Here is a 26,035-nt window from a genome sequence, read left to right as displayed (position 1 = left end):
TTTCCTACTACCTCAAAATGCAACCTACAATCCAGTGAACCGCCGTATACGAGACCCGTACGTACGGTGGTGTGAGAGCCTCAACCTGAGCCGTCTGGCTCAGGTCAGGCTACTCGATTGTAGCACGTTTTTATTTAATTTTTTCAATGAAATCATTATTGCAAAAAGAAGAAGAAGGCTAATCCAATTTTAGCTTTTGAAGTTGCACTTTTCCCTTCCACAGTCATTATAGATTGTCCTTTGAGGTTTAATAAATCATCATTTTCAATTTTTCCTAAAACTTGACCTTGAAAATTTAGCATTTCATTGTCTGATATACGACCGATTTCTTGATTATTCAAGTTTAAAAGAGTGTCATCTTTAAAATAGCCAATTTTCTGACCTGCTGTGTTTTCGATGTCATTGTCTTTAAGGTAAAGCAGCTCCTGTCCTTTCGAATTCTTTAGAATTGCACTGTTTTCTTTTAAGCTTTCCATTTTCGTTTTTTAGGTAAAATATTTCTTATTAAATTAGTTGTTATATTATTTCAAATGTTACAGTTATTCTACTAAGTCAATGTCATTTTAATGTGCTACAACGTGAAGCTACTGGCGGCGGGCTTTTGTGGCTGTTTTTTTTGTGCGCGAAGCGCATAAAAAAACAGCCACAAAAGCCTGACGTCCAGTAGCATGTTATAAGCTCTAATTATCATTATTTCAACTCGTTATATGTTCAATTTTCATTTATCAAGGGCAACGTAAATTTAAAATCACTTCCTTTTCCAACTTCGCTCTCTACCCAAATTTTTCCGCCGTGTTTTTCTACAAATTCTTTGCAAAGCAATAACCCTAAACCAGTTCCGCTTTCATTTTCTGTTCCTTCTTTTGAGATTTTTTGCGAAATATCAAACAATCTATTCTTTATTTCCGGTGACATTCCTATTCCGCTATCTGATATTGTGATTTCTACAAATCTGTCCTTACTCTCTGCATAAACATCTATATTCCCGCTTTTTTGTGTGAACTTTATTGCATTTGAAATCAGATTTCGTAAAATCGTACTCAGCATATTTCTGTCAGCAAAAATGCTAATTTCATCTATTGCAAATTGTTTGATAGTTATATCTTTTGCATTTGCAGTTAGTTTCAAATTTTGAATAACTATGTTACAAATAGTTCCTAAATTTATTTTTTGTGGTTCAAAAGGTATTTTTCCCGAATTTGCTCTTACCCATGTTAAAATATCTTCTAATAATCTAAATGTATTTTGTGCAGAATTATTAATAATATTTATTTGTCTTTCAATTTTATCAATTTCGTAATTGCGAACATTATTTGTCAGCAAATTTAAAAAACCAAGAATAGTATTAAATGGATTTTTTAAATCGTGTGCAAGAATTTGCATAAATCGGTCTTTATCGGCATTGAGTTTTTTTAATTCTTCGTTTTGGAATTTAATTTGTTCATCAGTATCTTTCTTTTGCAATACTTTCCATGCACTGTTCATTAAGATTGTTAAATGCAAAATATCTATTTCAGTATAATCTTGTTCTTTATTTGCAACTCCGACAACTGCTACAATTTGTTTTTCAATAAACACTGGAATTGTTAAAAATTTATGCAAATGAGCATGACCTGTCGGATAACCTTTTTTTAATGGATTAGGGGATACAAAGTCGTTAATTAATATTGATTTTCTTTGTCTTACTGCTTCTCCCCAAATACCTGTTTCAGATAATTTGTAAATAGTTTTTGGTTCTCTTACAGTGCATTCATTCATTACATTTTTCGACCATGAAAATAATGTAAATTCTTGATTTTGTTCGTCATAAAAATAAATATATCCAATTTTACTATTCGTTAAATTAATCGCTTCTTCAAGTGTAAAATCTAATAAATCTTGTTTTGTTTGAAAATTTTTTTGCAGAATACGAACTAAACTCTCTAAGCGTTCTTTATTTTCTTTTAGCGCTTGTTCTGACTTTTTACGTTCCAATAAATCTAAATTAGTTCCACTAACTCGTATTGGTTTTTTATTTTCATCGAAAGTTATAAATCCTCGCGATAAAACCGGAACATAGTGACCTTGTTTATGTTTGAGACGAAATTCTACACTATAACTTTCGTTACCATTCTTTAAAGCTCCACGAAAGATATTATCAACATTGGGTTTATCATCTGGATGCATTAATTCTTCCCAAAGTAACGAGTGTGGCAGAATTTCATTATGTTCATATCCTATTTGTTGCCACCATTGTGGCGAATAATATAACTCGTCTTCAATTAAGTTCCAGTCCCAAGGTGCATCGTTTGAACCTTTAATTACTAAATTTAGTGTTTCTTCACTTTCATGTAGTTCTTTTGTTCTTTTCTCTAATTCAATGTTAATTTCTCGAACAGATTTTAAATAGTCAAGTATTTTATCTTTGCAGACAACTCCACAAAAATTACCCTCTTCAAATACCGGCAATTCGTTATAATTATTTGAATTAAATAAGTTTAGAACATCATTAATTTCGCTATTTTTATTAATTTCAGGTCTTTTTGATAAACAATCACCCGCTATTAAATGAGGTTTTTTCAATAAATCTATCGGACTTAAAATACCTGTAAAATTTCCACTTTTATCATTTACTACAAAAAATGAATTAATCAGAGTATTTTTGTCAATTGATTTTATATGACTAAATTCATCAACAACTTGGAATGAAGTATTTATCAAAAAACTATCAAGCATATTATTTTTTATTTTAATGTCCCTTTAATGTTTTTTACATGAATTTCAAAATCGAAATCAACCTTAATCGTCTCAAAACTTGACATATATGGAAATACATTTTCTCGTAAAATTGCTAATATGTCTTCTTGGGGGATTTTATTTAATAGATAATTATTTACAAATATATAGGCAACAGTTTCGTCTTCAACATCAATAACTGTAAAAAGGTCAATTGAAAGCAATTGGAAACCTTGTTCAACGCCTAATTTTCCATGAGGACATTTTTTACCTAATATTAAAATGTCTTTGAATGGCGGAATTACAATACTTTCAAATTTCAAATTGATTGAGTATTCTATTTTCTTTTCCATAATTATTAGATTTAAAACTATTTTATAATTTCATTGTGTTCAGTTAACTGGCTGTTATCAGTGTTATTTTTCATTGCTTATAACGGTTTGCAGCTACAAGAAGTTGGCGATTTCGGAGTACAAAACTGTCTGCCAGCACTAAACTTAATACGAAGCACAAAACTTCATTTCATCACTTAATCGCCAATTTTTTGTAGGTGCTGTTAGCAGCTTGTGTTTATTATCACTGAATTTCCTTTTTACTTAATATCAGGCATTCGTGTTATATCTTCAATATGAACAAGAGTTAACTTCCAATCGCCATTCTGCTGTTTACTCCATACGAGGCTATAATTTCCTTTTTCTTTAAGAACAGGTCCACCTGGAGGAGTCAGGTCAAGACTGTATGACCCACCATTATACGCTATAGATTCACTAACTCCTTTTATTAAAGAAGTTGTTTGGATGTTACTTAGCACTTTAACTCCTCCACTAATCCAATTTTGAGCAATAGCCTTTTTTCCTGTATGTATTAACGAATCATTCATTACAATTGCATTGTCAGCAATCGTTTTCATAATTGCTGTAGAATCTTGTTTGTTCCAACCGGCCAAAAACACATCGGTTAATGAATCAACATTAACAGATTCACTTTGCGGTAATGTATCAGTTGATTTTGTAGATGGTTGATTGCAACCAAAAATTGCAATACAAAAAAGAAGGATTGTTAGATTTTTCATCGTGATAAATTTAAAGTTTTATTAATCATTTTTATTTCAAAATTCTTTAACATAGCTGCTAACGATTGTATATCCACTAGTTCTGTTGTATATCTTTCTCTTTTGGAACGGTATCCACCAGTACTGGTGGATATATTTCGATTAGATAGAGAGTTTTTAGTCAAATATCTAGCTTGTCTAAAGGGCTTTTAATTTGACTAAATCCTTTGGTTGTAATATGAGTGTATATCTGAGTTGTCTTTGGGCTGTCGTGACCGAGTAAACTCTGTATGTATCGGATGTCAGTGCCGTTTTCCAAGAGATGAGTAGCGAAGGAGTGTCTCAGAGTATGTGGCGTTACCTTTTTCTTGATTTTTGTCTTTGCTACGGCTGCTCTCAGAATATTCTCTATGCTCGTTTTTGAATATTTTATAGGTTTATCAGCGCTGCTTCCTTGACCCTCGAATAAATACTCAACAGGTGACTCACGGCTCACATATGCCCTTAATACTTCTAAGTTTTTTTGTGACAATAAGGTATATCGGTCCTTCTTTCCTTTGCCTTGCTCTACTCGGATCTGCATCCGCTTCGAGTCGATATCTTTGATCTTGAGGTTAGTCAGTTCACTTATTCGTAATCCTGCAGAATATATCGTCATTAGAATTGCTTTATGCTTTAGGTTCGCAACTGATTTAAATATAGCTACGATTTCTTCCTCACTACAAACCTCTGGTAAGGTTTTTTCCCGAATAGGTCTATCTACATGATAGTATTTTCGCTCACCACCTTTTACTTTTTCGAAATAAAACTTGACCGCATTAATTGCTTGATTTTGATGGGAACTTGATACTTTCCGCTCGGTGACTAAGTATCTCGAAAAATCCATAATCTCTTTTTCCCCAAGGGAATCTAGTTCAGAATCAGGGAAGTGATTAATGAATTCTTCAAATAAGGGAATGTAGGATCTAATCGTATTTTGACTATACCTCCTTTCCTCTAATTTGTTTACATACTCGGCTGGACATTTTTTATAATTAGAAAAAGAAAGTGGGCTAGCCTTCGGTACACCTTCGTTTTTTCCTTCTTGCTCGTAGCTATAGGTTAAGCCCAGTTCTTCAATTTTCCTTTTTATTTCTTCCTCAAACTGCTCCGAATAGGGGATCGTCCACCATTTATTTTTACTGTCCCAATGGTGATATGGAATGGTCTTGATATGCTTGATAAACTCTGTGAGGTAACCAAAAATCAGTTTAATTCTACCTGAATTGGTTCGGATCATCAAAACATGATCTTTCTGGAGCAAAGAATGTCCTTTTAAATAGACAGGAATATCTTCGGATTTGGTTATCGAATGAACCCGATTCCCGAAATAGGCGAGGAGCCTTTCTAAATTCCCGGGATAATGAGGAATCTCCCAAAGAAAGGTTTGTTTATTCCATCTTACATAGGGAATAGTTCTAACTAGAGAGATGTCCTCCTCATTTTTCGGCATTTTAAGTAGAATTTTTCTACCAATGACCTGGATTGAAATCAAGTTTTCGCCCATATTTCTAAAAAATTAAACATTCGCATATCCCGCTATTTGAAAGATATCCGCAACGCTACTAAATATAATAGCTAATTAGTTAAAAAAATAGCAAACCGCTAGTAGCCAGAAAGAACTGAAGTAAAAAGTTCCTCTTAGAAAACTTTCAGCCTTATCTAGAAAGATAAGGCTGAAAGAAATTACTGTTTCGGATGGATCAGATTAGTTTCGTTCGTCACCGATTCCGGTATTGACTAGCTCATTGTAGTCCTCCATATCCATTCCTTTGCTAAATCGACGAAGGTTGTAGGAAAAGCTGAGCATAAAGTACCTGCTGAGTACATTGGTCTGTGTATCTTCGATATAGATATCGGTAATATTTCTCCTTACGTTAGCATTTTGTCCTAGAAGGTCATAGACATTCAGGGAGATTTCACCACGCTGATTTTTAAATATTTTCTTTCCGATACTCATATTCATCAGGAGAAAATCGTTGTCAAAGCCTGCCGACAAACCGCTATTGATTTGATGATTCAAATCCAGACGATAGATTAATCCTTCCCAAATGATCCAGCTCAGATTAAGACGGGTTCGTTGGTTGAAGAATTTATTGTCCAAAGCTGGATTCAGGGTATTCGTTACATTATTCCAAGAAAATCGGGTAGAAATATTGAAGTCAATTTGATCACTGATATTGCTGCCAATGGATAGACCTGTGCTGATCCGGTTGGAATTGTTGAAACTCAATTCATTATTGACTTGTCCAGGGCGCTTGTTGTAGCTTAATCCACCGTAGACATTCAGGTTGGATTTGATAAATCCAAGTGGCATTCCATAACTCACCCAAGATCTGAAATCCTGAAATCCATCCAAATTCACAGGACGGAATAGCTGAGAGCCTTTTTCTAAAATAATTCCTCCAGGAAGCTCAGTCGGCTCCTCCGCGATAAATGAACTGTTGGCGATGGTATTGGCTACAATTCTTGATTGAGCAAAAACAAACCAAGAACGATCGGTATCTGGATTTCTGGTTCGGAATCTGAATCGAATTCGGTTGGAATAAGACTGATCCAAGTTTGGATTACCCGTACGAAGCTGTAATGGATTTGAGTTATCGATTGCCGTTTGTAGCTGTTGTACAGAAGGGGCATCTACGTTTGTATCGTAGTCAATTTCCAGATTGGTAAATTCAGAAAACTGATAATCAAATCGAACGGTAGGCAAGAAGCTTTTGAATGTCCGCTGTAATTCAAATGGTGCAGGGAAGATCTGGCTATTATCCAGTCTGGCATGTTGAAATTGGCCTTCTACCTGCACTTGCATTTTTTCCAACTTGTACTGATAGCCAAGCTCGATTTCTTGAGTCAGGTATTTACTTCCAAAGGAATTACTCAGGGCGGTATCTAATTCTACGTTGGTGAGATCCTCGCTTTGGATATCAAAAGTCAACTGGTCTGAGTTGTCAAGACGATTTCCGATTTGATACTCTAATTCCATTTGTCCGTTCTTTCCCAAAGGTTCCGTGTAGGAAATTCCGGTCTCCCAAGAATTCCCATCCCGATCACGCGTGATTTGTTGATTGATGACCTCCAATCGCTCAGTGGGTTGGAAAAAGGTATTGTCTGCTCTTCGAATGGCAACATCTCTATTCCAGCTGTTTGAGGTTCTCAACCTTACCGTCAAGCTTCGGCCTTCCTTATCAAACTTATGACCGTAATAAATTCGGTTGAAAATATCATAATCCTTATTGTTTGCCGCCCGGGTATTTTCAGTTCGGTTTAGAGGACCGTCAAGATTGACACTTTCACCGATAAATGAAGAGTTCTCCTTATCAAAGGCTGCTGAGAATCTTGGGCGGAAAATGATTCTGTTTTTCGCATCGATTTGATATTCCAATCGCATATCAAATCGGTGATCCTGATTGGTTCTTGTCTCCCGACTATCTTCGGTATAGGTTTGACCTTCCTGGGTGCTCGTCACAAATTCCCGGTAGAGCGACTCAATGCCTACATTTTTTCGGTTTCTGAATAAGTAGCTCCCTGAGACCTTTACTTTTTCACCCCATTCATCTGAAAAATTCAATCCTAGGATATTGGTATCAATGACCCCATTTTGAGGATTGGAATTGTCCTGTGCATTTGGATCGGCAGAGAAGTCCAGCAAGTTGATATTGTTAGTCAGACCTGTAAATGTGATCCGCTGGTCTTCATTGAAGGCATTGATACTTGCTCCTGCCAGGTAGCGCTCATCCGAGCCGTAGCCAGCAGTAATTCTTCCAAATTGGCCTTTGCGGCGATTTGGCTTGGTGATGATGTTGATTGTCTTTTGGCGCTGACCATCATCAAATCCACTCAAGAGCGCCTGGTCACTTTTCTGATCAAATATTTCAATGCTTAGAATTACCTCTGCCGGAAGATTTTGCAAGGCTGTTTTCACATCGCCTCCAAAAAACGGCTTTCCGTCTACTAGTATTTGGGTAATGTTTTCACCTTGGGCCTGTAGCGCTCCATCTACCATCAGGACACCGGGAAGTTTCTCCACCAAAATCTGCGCGCTGGCATCTTTCATAGTTTTGAAAGCATCGGCATTATACATCGTCGTGTCACTTTTCTGTGTACCGGTTGATCTTCGGGCTGAGATTGTGACTTCATTGAGATCAGTAGCGGTCTCACGAATCATCACATTTCCAAGATCAAGATCTTGCTGAAGCTGGATATTTCGGAATAGGTTTTCATAGCCCAGATACTGGACTTTCATCAAGTATTCACCTTCTTTGATGTTTTCAAGGATGAAATTTCCATCCAAATCTGAGATCATGCCATCTACTTGTAGGGAGTCTGAAAAATTCAACAATAAGATTGTGGCATTTGGGATGCTTTCCTTAGAACTCGCATCCATCACTTTTCCCTTGATGGAAAAGCTTTGAGTCCAGGCATTTAGAAAAGAACCTAAGAATATAAAAAGTAAAAGGTAATATTTCATTGTAGTTATTTGGGCGTATGAGCACTAGTTGGTTTTTGGGATTATTCCTTTTAGTAAGACAAAGGAACAAGGAATTGTTCCTATTTATTAAAGGAATTGGCTAAGCGGTTATTTCGAGCATTGAAAAGGAAACATGATTGATGAATCAGTTTAGGTGAAATTGTTTCAAAATGAATCCCAAAACTCAGCAAGGATGAAGTTTTATTGCAAAACCCTGAAATTCTGTATGTAATGCTTTTTTTATAATTTTCTGACAAGCTCTGTCAGTCGGTATGTTAATTTTTAGATCATACTAATGTTTATTAAAACAACATTTATATCTTAGCTGACGTAAAAGAAAAGGCTATGGAAAATCAAGAGAAAATCAGTATTACCACCAAAACATTGGCATCCGGAAACTGTCAGGTGAAATTTTTTATCGAGAATGAAGAGAAACCCCAGTACGGCTATCTTCTTGTCAGCGAACCCAAACCAGTTGGTGAGATCATCGATGAGATCAAACAGCGAATGGAACGCCGGAAATCCAGTACATTTAGCATGAATCCTTACTTGTCTATTCCTCAAGTTCAGGAGGATCATAATTTTTATCTTTTTTCAGCATGAACTATCTAGCTTCCAACCTCCGTTTTTTGCGAAAGCAAAAGTCTATAACCCAAAATGATCTTGCAGATCAATTGGATGTACAGCGCACCATGATTTCGGCTTATGAGGATGGTCGGTCTGAGCCAAAGCTGGCAACCCTTCAAAAACTTTGCGATATCCTGGAGGTGGGTTTGGAGGAGTTGATGTACCACGATATAGAAAATAAGGGAAGGAAAGCCATTCAAAAGCGGGGGATAAATATTCTTACAATCGCTACGAATGAAGAGGATAAGGAAAACATTACGCTAGTGGGCCAAAAGGCCTCTGCAGGATATCTAAACGGGTATGCAGATCCGGAGTACATGGAGCAACTGCCCCAGTTTAATCTTCCCAGTTTGTCCCGACAAAGCACATACAGAGCTTTTGAATTGGCAGGAGATTCGATGTTGCCGTTGATTCCGGGTACAATTGTGATTGGTTCCTATGTGGAGCAGTTAAACCAAATCAAAAGTGGGAGAACCTATATCCTTGTCACACAAACTGAGGGAGTGGTGTACAAGCGAGTGTTCAACTATTTGGCTGATAATGGCAAGCTATTTTTGGTTTCGGATAATGAGCATTACAAGCCTTATGAGGTAAAAGGAGAGGATGTGCTGGAAGTTTGGGAAGCAAAGGCTTTTATAAGCAGCGATTTCCCTAATCCGGGTGATAAGAAAAAAGCCCTAAGTCTCGAAGACCTGGGCGAAATGATCCAAGATATTAAAGCGGATTTGAGAAGGATTAAGGGTTAATCATGAATCAGGCTTGCATTTGTTGCTATCCCATTTACGAAAGTCTGCCCTTCCCAACTCACTCCTTGGTCATATGATCCGAAGGTAAATCCGTATTGGTTAGTATCACCAAAAATATTGAAAGCAGTGCTGTACAAGTAAGTACCATTATATTCTCCAGTTCCTTCACCTACTTTTTCGTCAAAGTAATAGTAATCGAAATTGAAGTAATTGCCGTTTTGACTAATCAAAAAATACCCAGATCGAATACCGTTTTCCCAAACCCACCATTTGCCTGAGTAGTTAAACTCCGCGCTGATCGGAGGAACTTCTTCCTCTAATTCCAGACTATTGTAGATTTCTGTTCCTGTAGGATTATTTTCTCTTAGCCCTTGGATTTCCTCTTGGCTGAAATCTTCATCTTCTCCAGCAGCTGTTATGTTTGATTCTATGGGCAGGTTCTCCTGATTGTTGTTATCAGGCAAAGAAGCAATGATAATAATCACCACAAAAATCCCAAGTACCCATAGGTAGTTTTTCGCCCACCAACTTTTTGGTTTAGGAGGAGGTAGAATGACTTTTTTCTTTTCGGGTTCTTTTTTAACTGGAGGGATGATCTTTTCCAAGGAAGAAATCAGCTTTTCCACATCACTTCTCCATCTGGGAATAGTAAGCTCAGCCCATTGATAATCGGCAAGTGACTTGATATTATCGGGGAGTTGACCAGCTGAAAGTTTCTTCGCATCCTTTACCAAGACAGGGATGACACGGGTGTCTTCCATTTCGAGGGCTAATGCCACCTCTTTTCTCACCCAATCGTCCTCTTTGAAAAGACGGAGATTTCCTTCATCATCTTTTACCTCAGTCCAAGTCTCTCCAATCAAAACCAGAACGACCGCACTTTGACGGATTGTCTTTTCAATCGCCTTCGCAAAATTCAACCCAGGCTCAAGTGTCTCGATGTCGAAGAACACATTTTCGGCTCCAAATATATCTTCTAGATTTTCTTTAAGTCGACTTGCTTCGCTTTGCGTATCACTTTGTCGATAACTAATAAAAATTTTATTTTTTTCCATTCAATTTGCAAGTAAAAATCTGGTAAAAATTGATCAGTTATAATGACTGATTTTTAGCTTCTGATACCAATCTAAAAGCTTGTGATTTTTTTAATTTGTATTCTTTATTTCGTAGTTGTGTTGACTCTGACTTAGGGATGTACAAATAATTTACATCATACTTTGAATATGATGATTGTAAGATTGGGTCAAATACCTCATTATATCCAAAGTCATTATAATAATATTGTTCCTCGGAACAGCTATCGATACCGATTACGAAAATGATAAAAGCAATTATATAGTATCGGTAAGCTTTCCAGACCCCTTGTAAAGAGCTTAAATCTTTTGATTCTTTGGCAGGTTTAAACAGATCGCCTATTTCCTTAGGCGGTTTAAATAAATCGTGTATTTCAAATTTATTCTTCGAAGTCGATGTGTCTAATTGCTGAGTTATTTTTCTTAAAACGGTGATTAGTTTTTCCACATCACTTCGCCATCTCGGAATAGTCAATTCGGCCCACTGATAATCTGCTAGGGCTTTTATATTGTCGGGTAGTTGGTCCGCAGTGAGTTTTTTGGCGTCTTTGACCAAAACCGGAATTACTCGAGTATCTTCCATGGAAAGCGCCATTGCTACCTCTTTTCTTACCCAATCATTTTCTTTGAAGAGTCTGAGATTGCCTTCTTCATCTTTTACTTCAGTCCAAGTCTCTCCAATCAAAACCAAAACGACCGCACTCTGACGGATTGTTTTTTCAATTGCCTTCGCAAAATTTAATCCGGGCTCTAGCGTCTCGATATCAAAAAAGACATTTTCCTTTCCGAAGACATCCTCAAGATTTTCCTTCAGGCGACTTGCTTCGCTTTGCGTATCACTTTGTCGATAACTAATAAAAATTTTATTTTTCTGCATAAAAAAACCTGATTTTTAACTAATTAAAGTTAAAAAAATCAGGTTAAAATTTGCAATTAGAGGAATTTTATTCTTTCAAAAGTATTTCAAATCCTTCCTTGATCTTGCCAACGGCATCGTATGATGAGTCAATGTTTTCTACTCCTTTTCCAAGCTCATGCCAAAATCCATCTCCACAGTTGATGTAGCTGCCACGCTTTTTCCCAGGTTCCTCTTTTGCCAGATCATAATGATAATCCGGAGTATAAATAGTTTTGACTAGCTGAATCGCATAGTCCCAGTTTAGATTTCGGGATTCATTTCCTGTGGTAAAAATCACCTCCCGGTTGCTGAAATGTACGGTAAGAGAGCAATCCTTGACGGAGTCATTTTCTACCCATCGATATTTTACAGTCAATGGCAACTCCTTTTTATTCGTTTCATAGATTGCCTGAATAAGGTTTTGGGCGAGAATCAGCCAACCTTCCTGATCTGCAGGAACCTTGGCTTTCCCTGTTTTTCCAGATTCTATAGGGGATATGGTGATGCCTGCTTCCGAAAGCGATTTGCCGGACCACTTTGCGGAGGAATTAAATTTCGAAACCACATCAGTCCAAACTCCATCAATTTCCCCTTTAAATGAAAAATCATCATCCAAGGTGAAACCCTCATCAAAGATTTCTTCATCACTAAGTTCTTCCCGATCAGTATAATGCAAGTCTAATTCGATTTTTAGAGGCTTGGAATTCAAGTCTACAGCGATTCGGAAAACGTGGCTATGGGGAGGAGGGATGATTCCTGAGTCGTATTCGATTACTATGCCGTTGATGGGAGTATTGTTCTTAGTCATGCCAGATTCTTTCCGCAAAAGTAAGTTTTTTGAGGCAATTTAATTTTCAAAGCGAAGAGGCAGTTTTTAAGCCTTTCTTCATTTCAATGATATTTCTATCAAAACTGGGCTCGAGCCTACTGAAAAAGCACACTTGGAAAAACTTGGTGGGCCAAAGAAAAGTGTTGGGTTATTTGAGAAACCATATCTTTCGATAGGTAGCCCTACTGAGTTTTTTTTGAGTTTCCCGTCTCCATCCTCGTCATGAAATAGTGAAACTGCGTATTTCCCGGGAGAAAGATCTTCGATAACTACAGAGGCTGAAAAGTTCTTCACGGGAATGCTCAAAGATTTTACTGCTTTATCGATATCCTCAGGGAAGCCATCCTGACTTTTAAAAATCAAAACCTGGATAATTCCTTTGTTGGCTTTGATATTCAAAACATTTAGATTAACCAGGGTCTGAGGAGAATCTTTTAGAGAAAGGACTGCAGCAAGCAATGTGATTAAAATAAATTTCATATGATTATAATTCGATTTTTTAGGTCATATGGAATGCCCAGGTTAATTATTCCCATGTTTGAAAACTTTTCTCATGGGCATTTCATATGATTATAATTTCTTTTAATAGCCATATGCAATCTCGCAATGCCTTCCCGATAAATATCGGGACATCCCAGTGTGTGACTTTTGAGTCATGCTCGATTTCATAGCCTTTCAACTGTTTTGTTCCGATCTAGCTTTCCACTTAGAGTTCGGATAAAATGGTTTACGAAAAAGATTTCCTTTGGATTCTCAAAACGGTTCAGCTCGGCTTTTAATTCATCTTTTAAATCTTTTGCCGAGTTATTATCCATTTCCGCCCCCTCAATGATCAATATTACTTTTTCACCAAGTTTTTCATCTTTTATTCCCGCAAAGAAAAATTGAAAACCTGGTAAAAACTGCTCAATAATCCCTGAAACTTTGGCCTCCAAAAGCTCTGGATGAATCTTCACTCCTCCGGAATTAATTACAAAATCTACTCTTCCAAGCCACTGGAAAGTGTTTTTGGAAAGTAAGATCACCTGATCATTTGTTTGGACTGGCAAAGGGCCTGACATCGTTGACTTGACCCAAAGCGCTTCCCGGTCATCTACTCCGATCTCGACTCCTGGCAAGGTGTGATATACCATTTGGTCTGCCGTGATTTTAGCGAGGGCGATGTGCGAAACTGTTTCGGTCATTCCGTACGTTTGAAATGCCCGGATACCACTTTTAACAATCTGCGCTTTCAGTTTCTCCGAAAGCGGAGCGCCCCCTATAATAAGGTTTTGAACTTTTTGGAGTTGTTTGAAGGATCTTGGATCACTTAAACTTTGCTCTACTTGCAAAGGCACCATTGCCACGAAATCTGGAATTTCAGAGATTTCAAGTATAGGATTTGAACTGGCTTCGACCAATTCGATTTCACTTTGCCAAACCATCGCCCTGACTAGCATCATCTTTCCTGCGATGTATTCGGGATTGAGACAGCAACCCATTTTTGTGTTTTCCCCAGTCCCGAAAAATCCTTTCGTAGCCAATGCGCTTGCGATCATTTGACTTCGATCTAACCGGATGATTTTTGGAGTTCCGGTTGATCCTGATGTTTTTTGTTCAAAAAAATCTTTTCCTTCCAACCAATCACTACAAAATTCAAATGCAGATTTGGTAAAATCAGGAAGATCCGATGGCCGATCTTTAAAGTCAGCAACAGTGGAAAAGAACTGATTTTGAAATTTGAGTTGGAACATGTGATAGTAAAAGTCTTAATCCTTTTTCAAAGGTACTAGTCAATCAACAAATTTCGGCGGAGGCTGTTATCTTGCCAAAAATTACCATTTGCTATCAATTTTACTATTATGGACTGGATTACTGCAAAAGAATACGAAGATATCACCTACAAAAAGTGCAACGGAGTAGCCCGGATTGCTTTCAACCGACCTGAGGTTCGAAATGCATTTCGCCCAAAGACCACTTCAGAACTATATGACGCTTTTTATGATGCTCAGGAAGACACTTCGATAGGAGTGGTTTTACTTTCCGGTGAAGGGCCGTCCAAAAAAGATGGGGGTTGGGCATTTTGCTCTGGCGGTGACCAGAAAGCACGAGGCGATCAAGGTTACGTGGGAGAAGATGGGTATCATCGATTGAATATTTTGGAAGTGCAGCGCTTGATTCGCTTTATGCCAAAGGTTGTGATTGCCGTTGTTCCAGGTTGGGCTGTGGGAGGAGGGCATTCGCTTCATGTAGTTTGTGATTTGACTTTGGCAAGTAAGGAGCATGCGATTTTCAAGCAAACGGACGCAGATGTGACCAGTTTTGATGGAGGATATGGTTCTGCTTATTTGGCAAAAATGGTTGGGCAGAAAAAAGCTCGGGAAATATTCTTTCTAGGAAGAAATTACTCTGCACAAGATGCCTATGAAATGGGAATGGTGAATGCGGTGATTCCTCATGCTGAATTGGAAGCTACGGCTTACGAATGGGCTCAGGAGATTTTGGCAAAGTCCCCAACTTCAATCAAGATGTTGAAATTTGCGATGAACCTGACCGACGATGGAATGGTTGGTCAGCAGGTATTTGCGGGAGAGGCTACTCGTTTAGCCTATGGCACCGAGGAAGCTAAAGAAGGTAGAAATGCCTTTTTGGAAAAGAGAAAGCCTGATTTTGGGAAGAATAAGTGGATACCGTAAAAAATTCAGAAAGCTAAATTCTCAAGGTTGAAAAAAATGGATCGAGATTTTAATCTCGATCCATTTTTATTTAGTCAACTGCCTGATATACGAGTTGTCTCATTTTTTGATCATAGAAACCGCTGAAAGGGGCAGTTTGAGTCATCATGATGGAGATCAGGTTTTCTTTAGGGTCGATAAAGAAGTAAGTGCAGTAAGCCCCGCTCCAATAGAATGTGCCTTCAGAGCCTAATGATTTCGCATCCGCAACATCAGTCATCACTCCAAATCCAAATCCAAAACCTTGCCCGGGTGCTTTATAAAGTCCATTAGTCTGATCCATAGTCATGATTTCAATGGTCTTTGGGCTTAGGTATTGTTTTCCATTCCATTCGCCTCCATTGAGGAGCATTTGCGCAAATTTTGCATAATCAGGCGCAGTGCTAAACAAGGCATTTGCACCGGCGAAGACTTTGTTCCCTGAAGTTGGGGTTTGATCCGGAGCTTTGATTAGTTTTCCTTCTTCATTGTAGGTGTGTAGGGTCGCCATTCTGCCTGCTTGTTCTTCATTGAGATTATATCCAGTGTCTTTCATACCCAGTGGAACGAAAAGTCTTTGCTGTAAAAACTCAGCCGTAGTCATTCCTGAAAATTTCTCAATCAGTAAAGAAAGCACATCAGGAGAAGCTGAATAATACCATTGCTTACCTGGCTGACCGATTAGGGGCAAAGTGACCAAAGTTTTAATCCGGCTTTCAATATTCTCGTGAGGAGTATAGTAGATCGCATTTCTGATTTCCTCTTCCAGTTTGCCCGCTGCGATGCCATGAGAAAATCCGGAAGTATGACTCAGAAGCATCGCCATAGTGATTTTGGATTCAGCTGGAACAGTTCCTCCTGCTATTCCTTTGCTAGGATCTACAGCCACTTTCAGGTCTTTAAACCAAGGCAAATATTTCTCTACAGGATCATTGAGGAAGAAATATCCTTCTTCATATAGCATCATAAATGCAGCTGTTACTATTGGCTTGGTCATGGATTGGATGTAGAAAATCTGATCCGTATTCATTATTGACTTGGATTCAATATCTGAGTATCCTATCGTTTTCTCATGTGCTTTTTCGCCATTTTTATAAATCAGGGTTACTGCTCCGGCAAGCCGTCCTTGGTCTACTTCATTTTGGAGGTAGGTATCATACCGAGCTATTCTTTCTTGAGAGATAGCAGTAGTGGCGTGATGCTTTTCTGCCATAGTTTGGGCAAAAGCGTCAGTATTGAGCAGAAAAAGGGAAATAAATAAAATTTTGAAGTAAGGTTTGATCATCATATTGGGATTATTTTTTAATCAAATATTGGTCATTTTGCCTGAATTTAATTCCCTTTTGGTTCTTTTTCCTAATTTGAAAGGATGAAATCGAACATGACTCAAACACACACACCACAATGATTATTAAGTATGCGAGATTCCATATGGCCTTTAAAAAATAAAATCATATGAAATGCCCATGAGAAAAGTTCTCACACAGGGGAATGATTATCCAGGGCATTCCATATGACCATTTAAAAACAAATTATAATCATATGAAACATCTTGAAACCTCCTATACCACCCACGATGGCAAAAAACTTTATTTGCAAGCTTGGATGTGCGAATCACCAAAAGCCAGCCTACTCTTGGTTCATGGGCTTGGTGAGCATAGCGGTCGGTATACTCATTTGGTAGAAAAGCTAGTCGAATTGGGGGTTTCAGTTTTTACCTTCGATGGGAGAGGACATGGAAAGTCGGCCATTGGGAAGCCAGATGCGTTTTTTGAATCGTATCAAGATTACCTCAAGGATATTGATGCACTTTTTGGAAAGGTGAAAAGCTACGTGCCAAGGGTGCCAGCTTTTCTATATGGGCACAGTATGGGAGGAGGTTTGGTGGCTGCTTATGTTTTGGATTTTAAACCTGAGGCTGCAGGGGTGATTTTGAGTTCGCCGGCAATCAAAGAAGCAGAAGGAACTTCAAAATTACTTATGGCAGTAGGAGGGATTATCAGTAAATATTTTCCAAGGTTTAAAGCCTTGAAATTAGATGCCTCGAAAATTTCAAGAATTCCTGCCGAAGTAGAAAAATACCTAAATGATCCATTAGTCTACACTGATCCTATTCCGGCAAGAACCGGGAATGAGCTGTTGATCATGATGCGAAGTATTCAAAAGAAAGCCGCTGAATTTGATCTTCCTGTACTACTAATTCATGGTTCTGCAGACGGATTGACGAATCCCAAAGGATCCGAAATCCTTTTTGAAAAAGCCAAATCCAAAGATAAAACGCTTCAGATCTTTCCAGAAGGATATCATGAATTGATCAATGATTCGGATCGGGAAGAGGTGATTGACGTGATTATAGGTTGGTTTAAGAAAAGAGTTTAGCAAGATTCATTACCAATTCGGCTTAATCCCAGGGGCATAAGGAAATTCTAAGCTTTTGTAATACTCTAAATCACCGCTAGGCTGCTCAATTTCACTCGGAAATGGAAGCTTAGAAAAGGTCTGAAAATAGAGCAGACAAGCATTTCTCCACCAGACAGCCTCTGTTTCTTGGATTGCAAGGAGTTGATTGACGTGATCCCAGCGTTCCGGATCAATTTCAGTTTCAAGACTCTTCCAAGTTTGTTGCATTTCCCGGACTGACTTTACTCCTCGATCGTAATGATAGCCTAATCCATTCCAAAGCGTGTTTCCGTCTTTCAATTTAAAATCCCAAGGCACATGATGGAACCAAAGCAAGTACTTCTCAGGAATTTGATGAGGATCGGACCATTCATTTTCTATTTCAGAAGCATATTGGGCTAGCGCATCAGTTCCTGAACTCGTTCTGTCAAAACCAATTCCCAAGCTATCTGCCCGATGATAATAGAGCGAGGTCCAATCCGCTCTTCCGCCTGTCACCCAAGGTGCAGGACCATAATGGTGACTTCTTCCCATGATATGGTGCAAGCCAAGCGGAGTCATGTAATCAACGGCTGCTTCATGCGATTGAAGCATTATTTGGCTTATTTTCCCTACAATATCTGATTTTTGACCAAAGGTCAATTTAATCCATTCGTCGGCGATTTGAGAAGAAGTGACATCAGGATTCCAAGCTTGCTTTCCGAATGCATACCAATTGGCTTGGCCAAACAAATGTCCAGTCCAATTGCGATCTGTCCCGATATTAGAAACCCCAGCCATCAAGGTGATCGCTTTTTCGTTTACGGGTGTTTCAATAACTGAAGCGACCGTTGAATTGGCAGTTGGAGTGAAGGTTTGAGATTTCAGAACTTCCTCCCACATGGGCGCTAGGAATACTAATTGCGTGGCTTGGCCCAGGTATTCCTGTGTGATTTGGAATTCCATTCCTACTTGGGTCTTTTTCAATGCTCCAAAAAGCGGGTGGAAGGATTCCCTTGGCTGAAAATCAATAGCCCCATTTTTCACCTGGAGAATTACATTGTCCTTGAATTTTCCATCCAAGGGTTCGAATTCAATATTAGCTTGCTTGTGGCGGTCTTCATCCACCTCATGAGAATACACGAATGCTCGCCAGATCAAAAGTCCTTGATGCGGAGCCAATGCATCTGCAAGCATGTTTGCACCATCCGCATGATTTCTTCCATATTCATGAGGTCCTGGCTGGCCTTCGGAATTGGCTTTGACTAAGAATCCGCCAAAGTCCGGGATGTAGGAATAAATCTCATCGGTTTTCTTTTGCCAGAAATCCTTGACCTTCGGATCGAGGGGATCGGCAGAATCCAATCCTCCAATTTCTATAGGAGCAGAGAACCTCGCAGTGAGAAAAACCTTGATGCCGTAGGGTCGGAAAAGATCGGCCAAAACCTTCACTTTTTTCATAAAGTCCGTCGTCAACACAATTGCTTTTGCATTCACATTGGTGACTGAAACGGCATTGATTCCTAGCGATGCATTTGCCCTAGCATACTCAATATATCGTGGGTCGACGTAGCCGGGGAGCTTGTGCCAATCCCAAATGGAAGCACCGGCATAGCCTCTTTCCACGGTCTTATCTAGATTGTCCCAATGGTTGAGCATACGAAGTTTAACCTTCGGGTAATCAGATATTAAAAGGTTATTATCAAAAGTTTCAGTTTGAATACTTTTGATCAAATTAAATACTCCGTAAAGGACGCCTACCGGTCGATTTCCTACAATGGCATAGTGCGTTTTTCCATCTACTTCAATAGGTCCCATCCAGTATCCATCTTCTCCCAGATCTTTGATTTCGACTTGCTCAGTCATGGATAGAAACTGGCTCATTTGAGTTCTAGTACCTAACCAGAATTCGGCTTTAGTTTTATCAGAAGTATTGAAGGATGGGGCTTGCAGAATCATTTTCTGACTTGCTAAATTCAATTCATTTCTGATGACACTATAAGTAGGGTCTTCCCCAAAAATGAATACGCCTGACATCAAATCAGCCATATCGTTTTTGATTGTTGAATTAGTTATAGGCTGATAATCCAGCCAAAGCTTATAGCCATCATTTGAAAATGAGGGAAAGAAAATTACTATCCAGAGTAAAAACGAGAAGAGGATTTTCATTGAAATTGATTTTGGAAGGAAGTTGGAAAAGAATTTTCAGTATTTCAAATAAGCGCTAGTCCAAAGGAAACTTAGGAAGATGTGTGGCTTTAAATCCGACATTTTTTGTCAATCGAAACTATTCTTGAGCTTTAAATAAATATGCCTGCTTATCTTAGTTGCCTTACTTTTTCTTTATGGATCAGAAACCTTTCATCATTTACAAATCTTCCGCCGGTTCGGGCAAGACCTATACGCTTACGCTGGAATATTTGAAGCTTGCCCTTCAAAGCTCACATGCTTTTAAGCAAATCCTAGCAGTGACGTTTACCAACAAAGCCACTCAGGAGATGAAGGAGCGGATTATTTCGGAGTTGAAAAGACTACGAAATCATGTTGATCCCTCCGAAAAAATGGATCGAGAGTTAATGTCTTCTCTTGGGGTGGATGAGTCTGGGTTGAAGGTTTTAGCCCAGCAGACTCTTACTGCAATTCTTCACGATTATGGCCGGTTTTCGGTAAGTACTATTGATAGCTTCTTTCAAAAGGTGGTTCGAGCTTTTGCCAGAGAGATAGATCTGAATGCCAAATTTGATGTGGAATTGGATCAGTTGGCTGTTTTGGAGCGCGTGGTAGATCGGGTAGTAATGCTGGTGATGGAGGATGAATTTTTGCATAAATGGCTTGTAGATTACGCTTATGAGCAAATTCAAAATGGGAAATCCTGGGATATCAGACGGAATATCCGCGGTCTTGGACAGCAGATTTTTCAGGAAGATTTCAAGAAATATGCTCCTGAGATTAAAAATTTTTTGAAGGATAAAGAAAATATCACTTTACTCCAGTCATTTGTCCGAGAACGAAAAAGTGAGATTGTCGCTCTTTCAAAAGAGTTGGGAAAGCAGGCCGATTTGATACGGATTTCAAATAGTTTGGAATGGACTGATTTTGCTGGAGGTTCCAGATCTTTTGCTAAGCTTTTCGAAAAATTCGGTGATAGAAATCAACCATTTCCAATTCTTTCAGATGCTCAGCTAGGTAAAATTGATAATCCAGATGCTTGGTTTTCGAAATCTAGTAAGCAAATCGATGCGATTTCAGCTGCTTATGATCAAGGCTTGAATCAGATTTTGCATCAAACAATAGCATTGACTACTAAGTGGAACACGCTGCAAGCGATTGCCAAAAACAGCTATGTCTATGGGGTTTTTAGAAATCTTCTCGATGAACTTACACTGATCAAAGACGAGGAAAACATACTCCTCATTTCGGATGCTAATGAATTTCTAAAGGAAATCACTAAAGGAAATGATACGCCTTTCATCTATGAGAAAGTCGGTAATCAGTACAAAAACTACCTGATCGATGAATTTCAGGATACTTCAGGTTTTCAGTGGGATAGTTTCAAGCCATTGCTAGAAAACTCGCTTGGGCAAGGTCAAACCAATTTGCTGGTTGGAGATGTGAAGCAGTCGATTTATCGCTGGCGGGGAGGAGAGATGAAATTATTGCTTTCGCAGGTGGAGGATGATATTGGGAAGGAAATTATTCAATTGGAAAATTTGGATACGAATTTTCGCAGTCTCCCCAATATCATCAATTTCAACAATGCTGTTTTTAAGGCTTTACCGCAGGCCATGGAGCAGGTTTTGAGCTCGAGTTATTGTGTTGAAAATCCTCAAATTCTTTCTCAGGCCTATTCTGACTCCTTCCAGAAAATTTCTCCTAAGAAAGAAAAGTCTGACTTCAAAGGAAAGGTCAAGCTTGAATTCATCGATCCAAAAAGTGAAGAGGAGGAAGGCAAGTTTGATGAGGTAGTCCTTTCAAAATTACCTGATCTAGTCATGGAGTTGCAGGATCATGGGTATGAGCTGGAGGATATCGCATTTTTGGTCCGAAGAAAATCAGAGGGCGAGGCCATTGCGGATTGCCTGATGAATTATGCTGCCGAAAACCCAGACTCTGTTTACAGTTTCGATGTGCTTTCGGACGAATCCATGTATCTGAACAAAGCAGCATCGGTGAAAGCTATGGTTTCCGGCTTCAAGTACCTGCAAAATCCTGCTGATAAAGTTCAGTACAAGACCATGTGGTACTACTTAGCTGCTTTAATGGATGCACCTATTGATCATGAGCTTTTTGCATTGGATAAAATGCCAGCTTTCTTGGAAGCACAAGTCAAAGCTTTTCAAGAAAAGGAGACTTTAATGCTTCAGTTGCCACTAATGGAGGCTTTGGAGGAGCTGATCAAAGTACTAGGCTTGATGGAATTGGGTTTGGAGAAAGCTTATATCTCAGGATTCAAGGAAGCTGTTTATGACTTTACAGCAAATAACCGGGCAGATCTAAGTAGCTTCCTTGAGTGGTGGGAAATCAATCAAACCAAGCGAACCGTTAAAATTCCCGAAGGTCATAATGCCATGAGGATTCTGACGATTCACAAGTCCAAGGGCCTACAATTTAAGGTTGTGGTGATGCCATTTCTCAAGTGGACAATTTTCGATACAGGAAAGGGGAATGTAGTATGGTCTCCATTTGAAGACCATGAAAAGGGGCTTTCGGCTATAATTCCGCTGACACTTAACGGGGATCTGGCGAATTCAGACTTTAGCGATACGTATTCTGAAGAAGCCACGATGGCCTATTTGGACAGTTTGAATATGCTTTATGTTGCTCTAACTAGGGCAGAGGATGTGTTTTTTGGCTTTATTCCTTACAAGGAGAATATAAAATCTCAAAATTCGATAGAAGTTCAGCTCCAGCAATTGGTTCAGTCTCATACCGATCCAGCCTCTAATTTGAGTTTGATTTCGTGGTATGACCCAGAGTCAAAAATATTTGAATTTGGTGATTGGCCTGAAAGTCAGGAGAAAATACTTCATCTCAAAAAGTCGCCTGAACTTCGTTGGGCTTATAAAAATTGGTCTGAAGTATTGACACTTAAGAAGTATGCTGTGGACTTTTCTGTAGAAGGAATGGAACAGCGGAAGAAGCAGAAGTTTGGATTGATCGTGCATGAGATCCTTGAGCTATCTGCAGATAAAGATTCTGCCATGCAGAATTTGCAGGCATTTTATTTTGAAGGAAGATTGAACGAAGAAGAAAAGCAACTCGTGGAGCGACAATTAGACCATCTGTTTACAGATCCGCTTTTCGCTTCATGGTTTGGAACCACGGGGATTCTCTTGGCCGAGCAAGGAATTCTTCTTCCCGGCGGAAAGCAGAAACGACCGGATCGAATAATATTAAATGAAAAGGGAGGGTTGATTGTCGATTTTAAAACTGGTGAAGCTCATAGTCGCTATGCAGATCAAGTCAGAGAATGTATGGGATTGGTTTCTAAACTAGCCCAAAAGCCATGTAAAGGCTATTTATGTTATTTAGAAACTGGAGTTATTGAAGAAGTTTATGCATAGTTTTTTAAGAAATACTGCCAAAGAGATCCTCGAAAGTGGAGTTGATCTTCAAAAGCTCACCGTGGTTTTGCCGAATCGACGGGCCGGATTGTTTTTTACCCAGCATCTGGGAAGTCTGATCAGCGAACCTACCTGGATGCCCGAGGTGAAGACGATTGAGGAGATATTCTATGATTTGGCAGGAAATCGTCCTGCGGATGATCTGACCTTGATATTTGAATTGTATAGAGTTTATCAGGATCTCAATCCTGAAGCAGAAACCTTTGATCGGTTTTATTTTTGGGGCGAAATGATCTTGAAAGATTTCAATGATGTGGATCAATTCCTTGCGAATGCGAGTAAACTCTATCATCATTTGTCAGAAATCAAGGAGTTGGAGTCTGACTTAAGTTTTTTGAACGAGAGTCAAGTAGCCTTGATAAAGCAATTTTGGTCCTCTTTTGTTCGTCAGGATAGAGATCATCAGGAGAAGTTTTTGAAGTTTTGGCAATTGCTAAGTCCGCTTTATACCAGTTTCCAGGCTTCTTTGGCAGTTTCAGGTTTGGCGTATTCTGGCATGCTGTATCGAAAAGTTGCTGAGTCTCTGGATTCCATTCCCCGCCCAGAGAAAGTGCATCATTTTATTGGCTTTAATGCATTTACAGGAACAGAAGAGGCATTGATCAAACATTACATTACAGCTTTTGGCGCAAAGATTTACTGGGACATAGATGCATATTATTTAGAGGATAAAGTTCAGGAGGCAGGTTTGTTTTTCCGTGACTATCAAAAGGACAAGATTTTTGGACTTACGTTTCCAGAACACATTCCCACTCAGATTGAGGATCGAAATGCAAGGATTAAGACATATGCAACACCTCTGAAGACCAATCAGGCGAATTTGGTAGCTTCGATTTTGGAGAAAATCCCCACTGGAGAAGCTTGGGAAGAGACCGTGGTGATTTTGCCAGATGAGCAGATGCTTTTTCCTATCCTTCATACCTTACCGGAGCAGGTAAATAAGGTGAATGTCACCATGGGATATCCAGTGAAAAATGCACCTGTTTACTCCTTCTTGGAAGCAGTGCTTGAAATGCAGCGATACCTCAAAGTGGAAGATGGAAAGCTTTTGTTCTATCACTCGGCCGTTAAAAATCTATTGAGCTCGATTTATCTAAAAAGTGTAAACCCAGGCTTTGCAGAGCAATTGATGGCTGAAATGCAACTCTTTAATCAGATTTACATTTCGGCAGAAAAGCTGCACCAAGGAGGAGAGCTGTATCAACTGATCTTCCAAAAATTGGAAAATGATTCCCTTTTCCCTTATCTGGCCAATTTGATGGAGGCGTTGGCAGAGCGATTGGAAGACGAGCCATTGCAGCGTTCCTACCTCTATCAATGTTTCAAGCAATTAACCCGGTTGCGGGAGATTTTTACAGGTCAGGATATTCTTACCATCAATCGGGAGTTTTTTATACGACTTTTTCGTCAGATTTTCCGAGAAGTCAAATTGCCTTTTGAAGGGGAGCCACTTCTGGGTTTACAGATCATGGGGGTACTAGAATCCAGAAACCTTGATTTTAAGCGAGTGATCATTTGCAATATGAATGAGGATAGCTTTCCACCCTCCGCAGGTCTGAATTCTATGATCCCGTTTAATATCCGGAAAGCCTTTGGATTACCTGTGCAGGAACAAAATGACTCGATCTATGCCTATACATTCTATCGACTTTTGCATAGTGCCGAGGAGGTTCATATGATTTACACCACGGCTTCTGATCAAGGAAAAGCGGGAGAGAAGAGCCGATACATGCAGCAAATGGGGGTGGAGCTTGGAAGAGAAATTGAAGAAGAGGTGATTTTTATTCCAATAGATCAGAAATCTCCTGAAGCAATTACTATCCAAAAGAATAGTGAAGTTTTAAGTTTGCTGGATAAGTACCTGATCGATGAGAGTGGGCAATCAAAGACTTCCTTTTCGCCTTCTGCTTTAAGTGTGTTCTTGGATTGTAGGCTGAAATTTTACTTACAGTATCTTGCAAATATTCAGGAGAAGGAGGAAGTGAGTGAGGAAATAGATGCCGCAGTTTTTGGAAATCTTGCGCACTACAGCATGGAGTTTTTATACCTGGATTTTGCGAATCGAAAGAAAAGGAACTTTCTGGAAAAATCAGATTTTGAGGATTTGAGTAAGAACTGGGTGTTTCCAGCAATTGAAAAAGCCATTCGTAAGTTTTACCACTTGGAGGGTGAAGCAGATACGAAGCTGAATGGTCAAATGGCGATTGCCAGAGATGTGCTTCAGAAATACTTGCACCAGATTTTGAAAATCGACGAGGCCTCGGCTCCATTTAAATTGATTTCTCTGGAAAAAGAGAAAAAGTATACTGCGGAATTGGAAATCAAAACGGCCTCAGGAAATCAAACAGTTTCATTGAAAGGTATTATTGATCGGGTGGATGAGCAGAGTGGTTCAGTTAGGTTGATCGATTATAAATCAGGTCAGGACAATAAGACTTTTCCTGATGTGGAATCGCTTTTTGATCGTGAGCACAAATCTCGGAATAAAGCCGCCATGCAAACCATGTTCTATGGCTTGATCTATCAGGCAACTAATCCGGAAAACACCTTGCCTCTCAAACCTGCGATTTTCAATTTGAGGGAAATGTTTGGAGACGATTTCAATCCTTACTTACAACTCAAACTGCCAAGAAAAGAAGGAGTAGAAGTAAATGACTACAGGAAGTTTGAAGATGAATATAAAGCGGGTTTGAAGTCACTTTTGGAGGATATCTACAATCCTGATGTTCCTTTTGATCAAACAGATGATTTGAAAAAATGTGAGTATTGTACCTATAAAGAGATCTGCGGGAGGTAAGTTGTTTTTGGGAAATTTACATTGATTATCGTAATACGACCATTCATACCAATGTGATTTATAAGCAAGTGTCTTTCTTTATATTAAGGGTTTCAA

General features: G+C 39.0%; 19 protein-coding genes. 6 read left to right on the top strand and 13 right to left on the bottom strand.

The window, feature by feature from the left end; translation table 11 throughout:
* Positions 1-155: 155 nt before the first annotated feature.
* From P8O16_RS13760 to P8O16_RS13735, 6 genes are all read right to left on the bottom strand, one after another.
* Positions 156-476 (bottom strand): 5-fold beta-flower protein, encoded by a 321-nt coding sequence (locus tag P8O16_RS13760; protein ID WP_300316018.1) that lies wholly within the window; start codon positions 474-476, stop codon positions 156-158.
* A gap of 235 nt (positions 477-711) precedes the next feature.
* Positions 712-2,715 carry an ATP-binding protein gene (locus P8O16_RS13755; protein WP_300316017.1) on the bottom strand — a complete coding sequence of 668 codons (2,004 nt, stop codon included), beginning with the start codon at positions 2,713-2,715 and terminating at the stop codon, positions 712-714.
* 8 nt (positions 2,716-2,723) lie between these two features.
* Positions 2,724-3,068, bottom strand: a complete 345-nt coding sequence (locus P8O16_RS13750; protein ID WP_300316016.1) for a hypothetical protein — start codon at positions 3,066-3,068, stop codon at positions 2,724-2,726.
* A gap of 239 nt (positions 3,069-3,307) precedes the next feature.
* Positions 3,308-3,787 (bottom strand): DUF4440 domain-containing protein, encoded by a 480-nt coding sequence (locus P8O16_RS13745; protein WP_300316015.1) that lies wholly within the window; start codon positions 3,785-3,787, stop codon positions 3,308-3,310.
* Positions 3,788-3,947: 160 nt separating this feature from the next.
* Positions 3,948-5,258: a site-specific tyrosine recombinase/integron integrase gene (gene xerA, locus P8O16_RS13740; protein WP_300316014.1), complete on the bottom strand. Its 1,311-nt coding sequence runs from the start codon at positions 5,256-5,258 to the stop codon at positions 3,948-3,950.
* A gap of 255 nt (positions 5,259-5,513) precedes the next feature.
* Positions 5,514-8,273: an outer membrane beta-barrel protein gene (locus P8O16_RS13735; protein ID WP_300316013.1), complete on the bottom strand. Its 2,760-nt coding sequence runs from the start codon at positions 8,271-8,273 to the stop codon at positions 5,514-5,516.
* 345 nt (positions 8,274-8,618) lie between these two features.
* Between P8O16_RS13735 and P8O16_RS13730 the strand changes: the two genes are divergently transcribed.
* Complete coding sequence (locus tag P8O16_RS13730) at positions 8,619-8,876, top strand: hypothetical protein (protein ID WP_300316012.1); 258 nt, start codon at positions 8,619-8,621, stop codon at positions 8,874-8,876.
* A complete protein-coding gene (locus P8O16_RS13725) occupies positions 8,873-9,646 on the top strand; it encodes a LexA family transcriptional regulator (protein WP_300316011.1) in 774 nt (257 codons plus the stop codon). The genes P8O16_RS13730 and P8O16_RS13725 overlap by 4 nt, the downstream gene beginning before the upstream one ends.
* Here P8O16_RS13725 and P8O16_RS13720 read toward each other — a convergent pair.
* From P8O16_RS13720 to P8O16_RS13700, 5 genes are all read right to left on the bottom strand, one after another.
* The gene (locus P8O16_RS13720; RefSeq protein ID WP_300316010.1) at positions 9,643-10,701 is read right to left on the bottom strand and encodes a toll/interleukin-1 receptor domain-containing protein; all 1,059 of its coding nucleotides are present in this window, start codon (positions 10,699-10,701) and stop codon (positions 9,643-9,645) included. The genes P8O16_RS13725 and P8O16_RS13720 overlap by 4 nt on opposite strands.
* A gap of 37 nt (positions 10,702-10,738) precedes the next feature.
* Positions 10,739-11,596 carry a toll/interleukin-1 receptor domain-containing protein gene (locus P8O16_RS13715; protein WP_300316009.1) on the bottom strand — a complete coding sequence of 286 codons (858 nt, stop codon included), beginning with the start codon at positions 11,594-11,596 and terminating at the stop codon, positions 10,739-10,741.
* Between the two features lie 67 nt (positions 11,597-11,663).
* Entirely contained in the window at positions 11,664-12,425 is a 762-nt protein-coding gene (locus tag P8O16_RS13710; RefSeq protein WP_300316008.1) for a hypothetical protein, read from the bottom strand.
* 78 nt (positions 12,426-12,503) lie between these two features.
* Entirely contained in the window at positions 12,504-12,926 is a 423-nt protein-coding gene (locus tag P8O16_RS13705) for a DUF2141 domain-containing protein (protein WP_300316007.1), read from the bottom strand.
* Positions 12,927-13,111: 185 nt separating this feature from the next.
* The gene (locus P8O16_RS13700) at positions 13,112-14,179 is read right to left on the bottom strand and encodes an AMP-binding protein (protein WP_300316006.1); all 1,068 of its coding nucleotides are present in this window, start codon (positions 14,177-14,179) and stop codon (positions 13,112-13,114) included.
* A gap of 108 nt (positions 14,180-14,287) precedes the next feature.
* Between P8O16_RS13700 and P8O16_RS13695 the strand changes: the two genes are divergently transcribed.
* Entirely contained in the window at positions 14,288-15,121 is an 834-nt protein-coding gene (locus P8O16_RS13695) for a 1,4-dihydroxy-2-naphthoyl-CoA synthase (protein ID WP_300316004.1), read from the top strand.
* A gap of 70 nt (positions 15,122-15,191) precedes the next feature.
* Here P8O16_RS13695 and P8O16_RS13690 read toward each other — a convergent pair whose 3' ends face one another.
* Positions 15,192-16,427 (bottom strand): serine hydrolase, encoded by a 1,236-nt coding sequence (locus P8O16_RS13690; RefSeq protein ID WP_300316003.1) that lies wholly within the window; start codon positions 16,425-16,427, stop codon positions 15,192-15,194.
* 254 nt (positions 16,428-16,681) lie between these two features.
* Here P8O16_RS13690 and P8O16_RS13685 point away from each other — a divergent pair, with 254 nt between their 5' ends.
* On the top strand, positions 16,682-17,518 hold the full coding sequence (locus tag P8O16_RS13685) for an alpha/beta hydrolase (RefSeq protein ID WP_300316001.1): 837 nt from the start codon (positions 16,682-16,684) through the stop codon (positions 17,516-17,518).
* A 9-nt stretch (positions 17,519-17,527) separates the two neighbouring features.
* Here the strand turns inward: P8O16_RS13685 and P8O16_RS13680 are convergent, their stop codons facing one another.
* The gene (locus P8O16_RS13680) at positions 17,528-19,687 is read right to left on the bottom strand and encodes an alpha-glucuronidase family glycosyl hydrolase (protein ID WP_300315999.1); all 2,160 of its coding nucleotides are present in this window, start codon (positions 19,685-19,687) and stop codon (positions 17,528-17,530) included.
* Between the two features lie 176 nt (positions 19,688-19,863).
* Between P8O16_RS13680 and P8O16_RS13675 the strand changes: the two genes are divergently transcribed.
* Positions 19,864-23,082 carry an exodeoxyribonuclease V subunit beta gene (locus P8O16_RS13675; RefSeq protein WP_300315997.1) on the top strand — a complete coding sequence of 1,073 codons (3,219 nt, stop codon included), beginning with the start codon at positions 19,864-19,866 and terminating at the stop codon, positions 23,080-23,082.
* A complete protein-coding gene (locus P8O16_RS13670; protein ID WP_300315995.1) occupies positions 23,075-25,939 on the top strand; it encodes a PD-(D/E)XK nuclease family protein in 2,865 nt (954 codons plus the stop codon). The genes P8O16_RS13675 and P8O16_RS13670 overlap by 8 nt, the downstream gene beginning before the upstream one ends.
* Positions 25,940-26,035 lie beyond the last annotated feature (96 nt).

Source organism: Algoriphagus sp. (genome assembly GCF_029254265.1).
Lineage (GTDB): Bacteria > Bacteroidota > Bacteroidia > Cytophagales > Cyclobacteriaceae > Algoriphagus.
The sequence above is the reverse complement of the archived record's forward strand: the minus strand, read 5'-3'. Positions and strand labels throughout refer to the sequence as shown.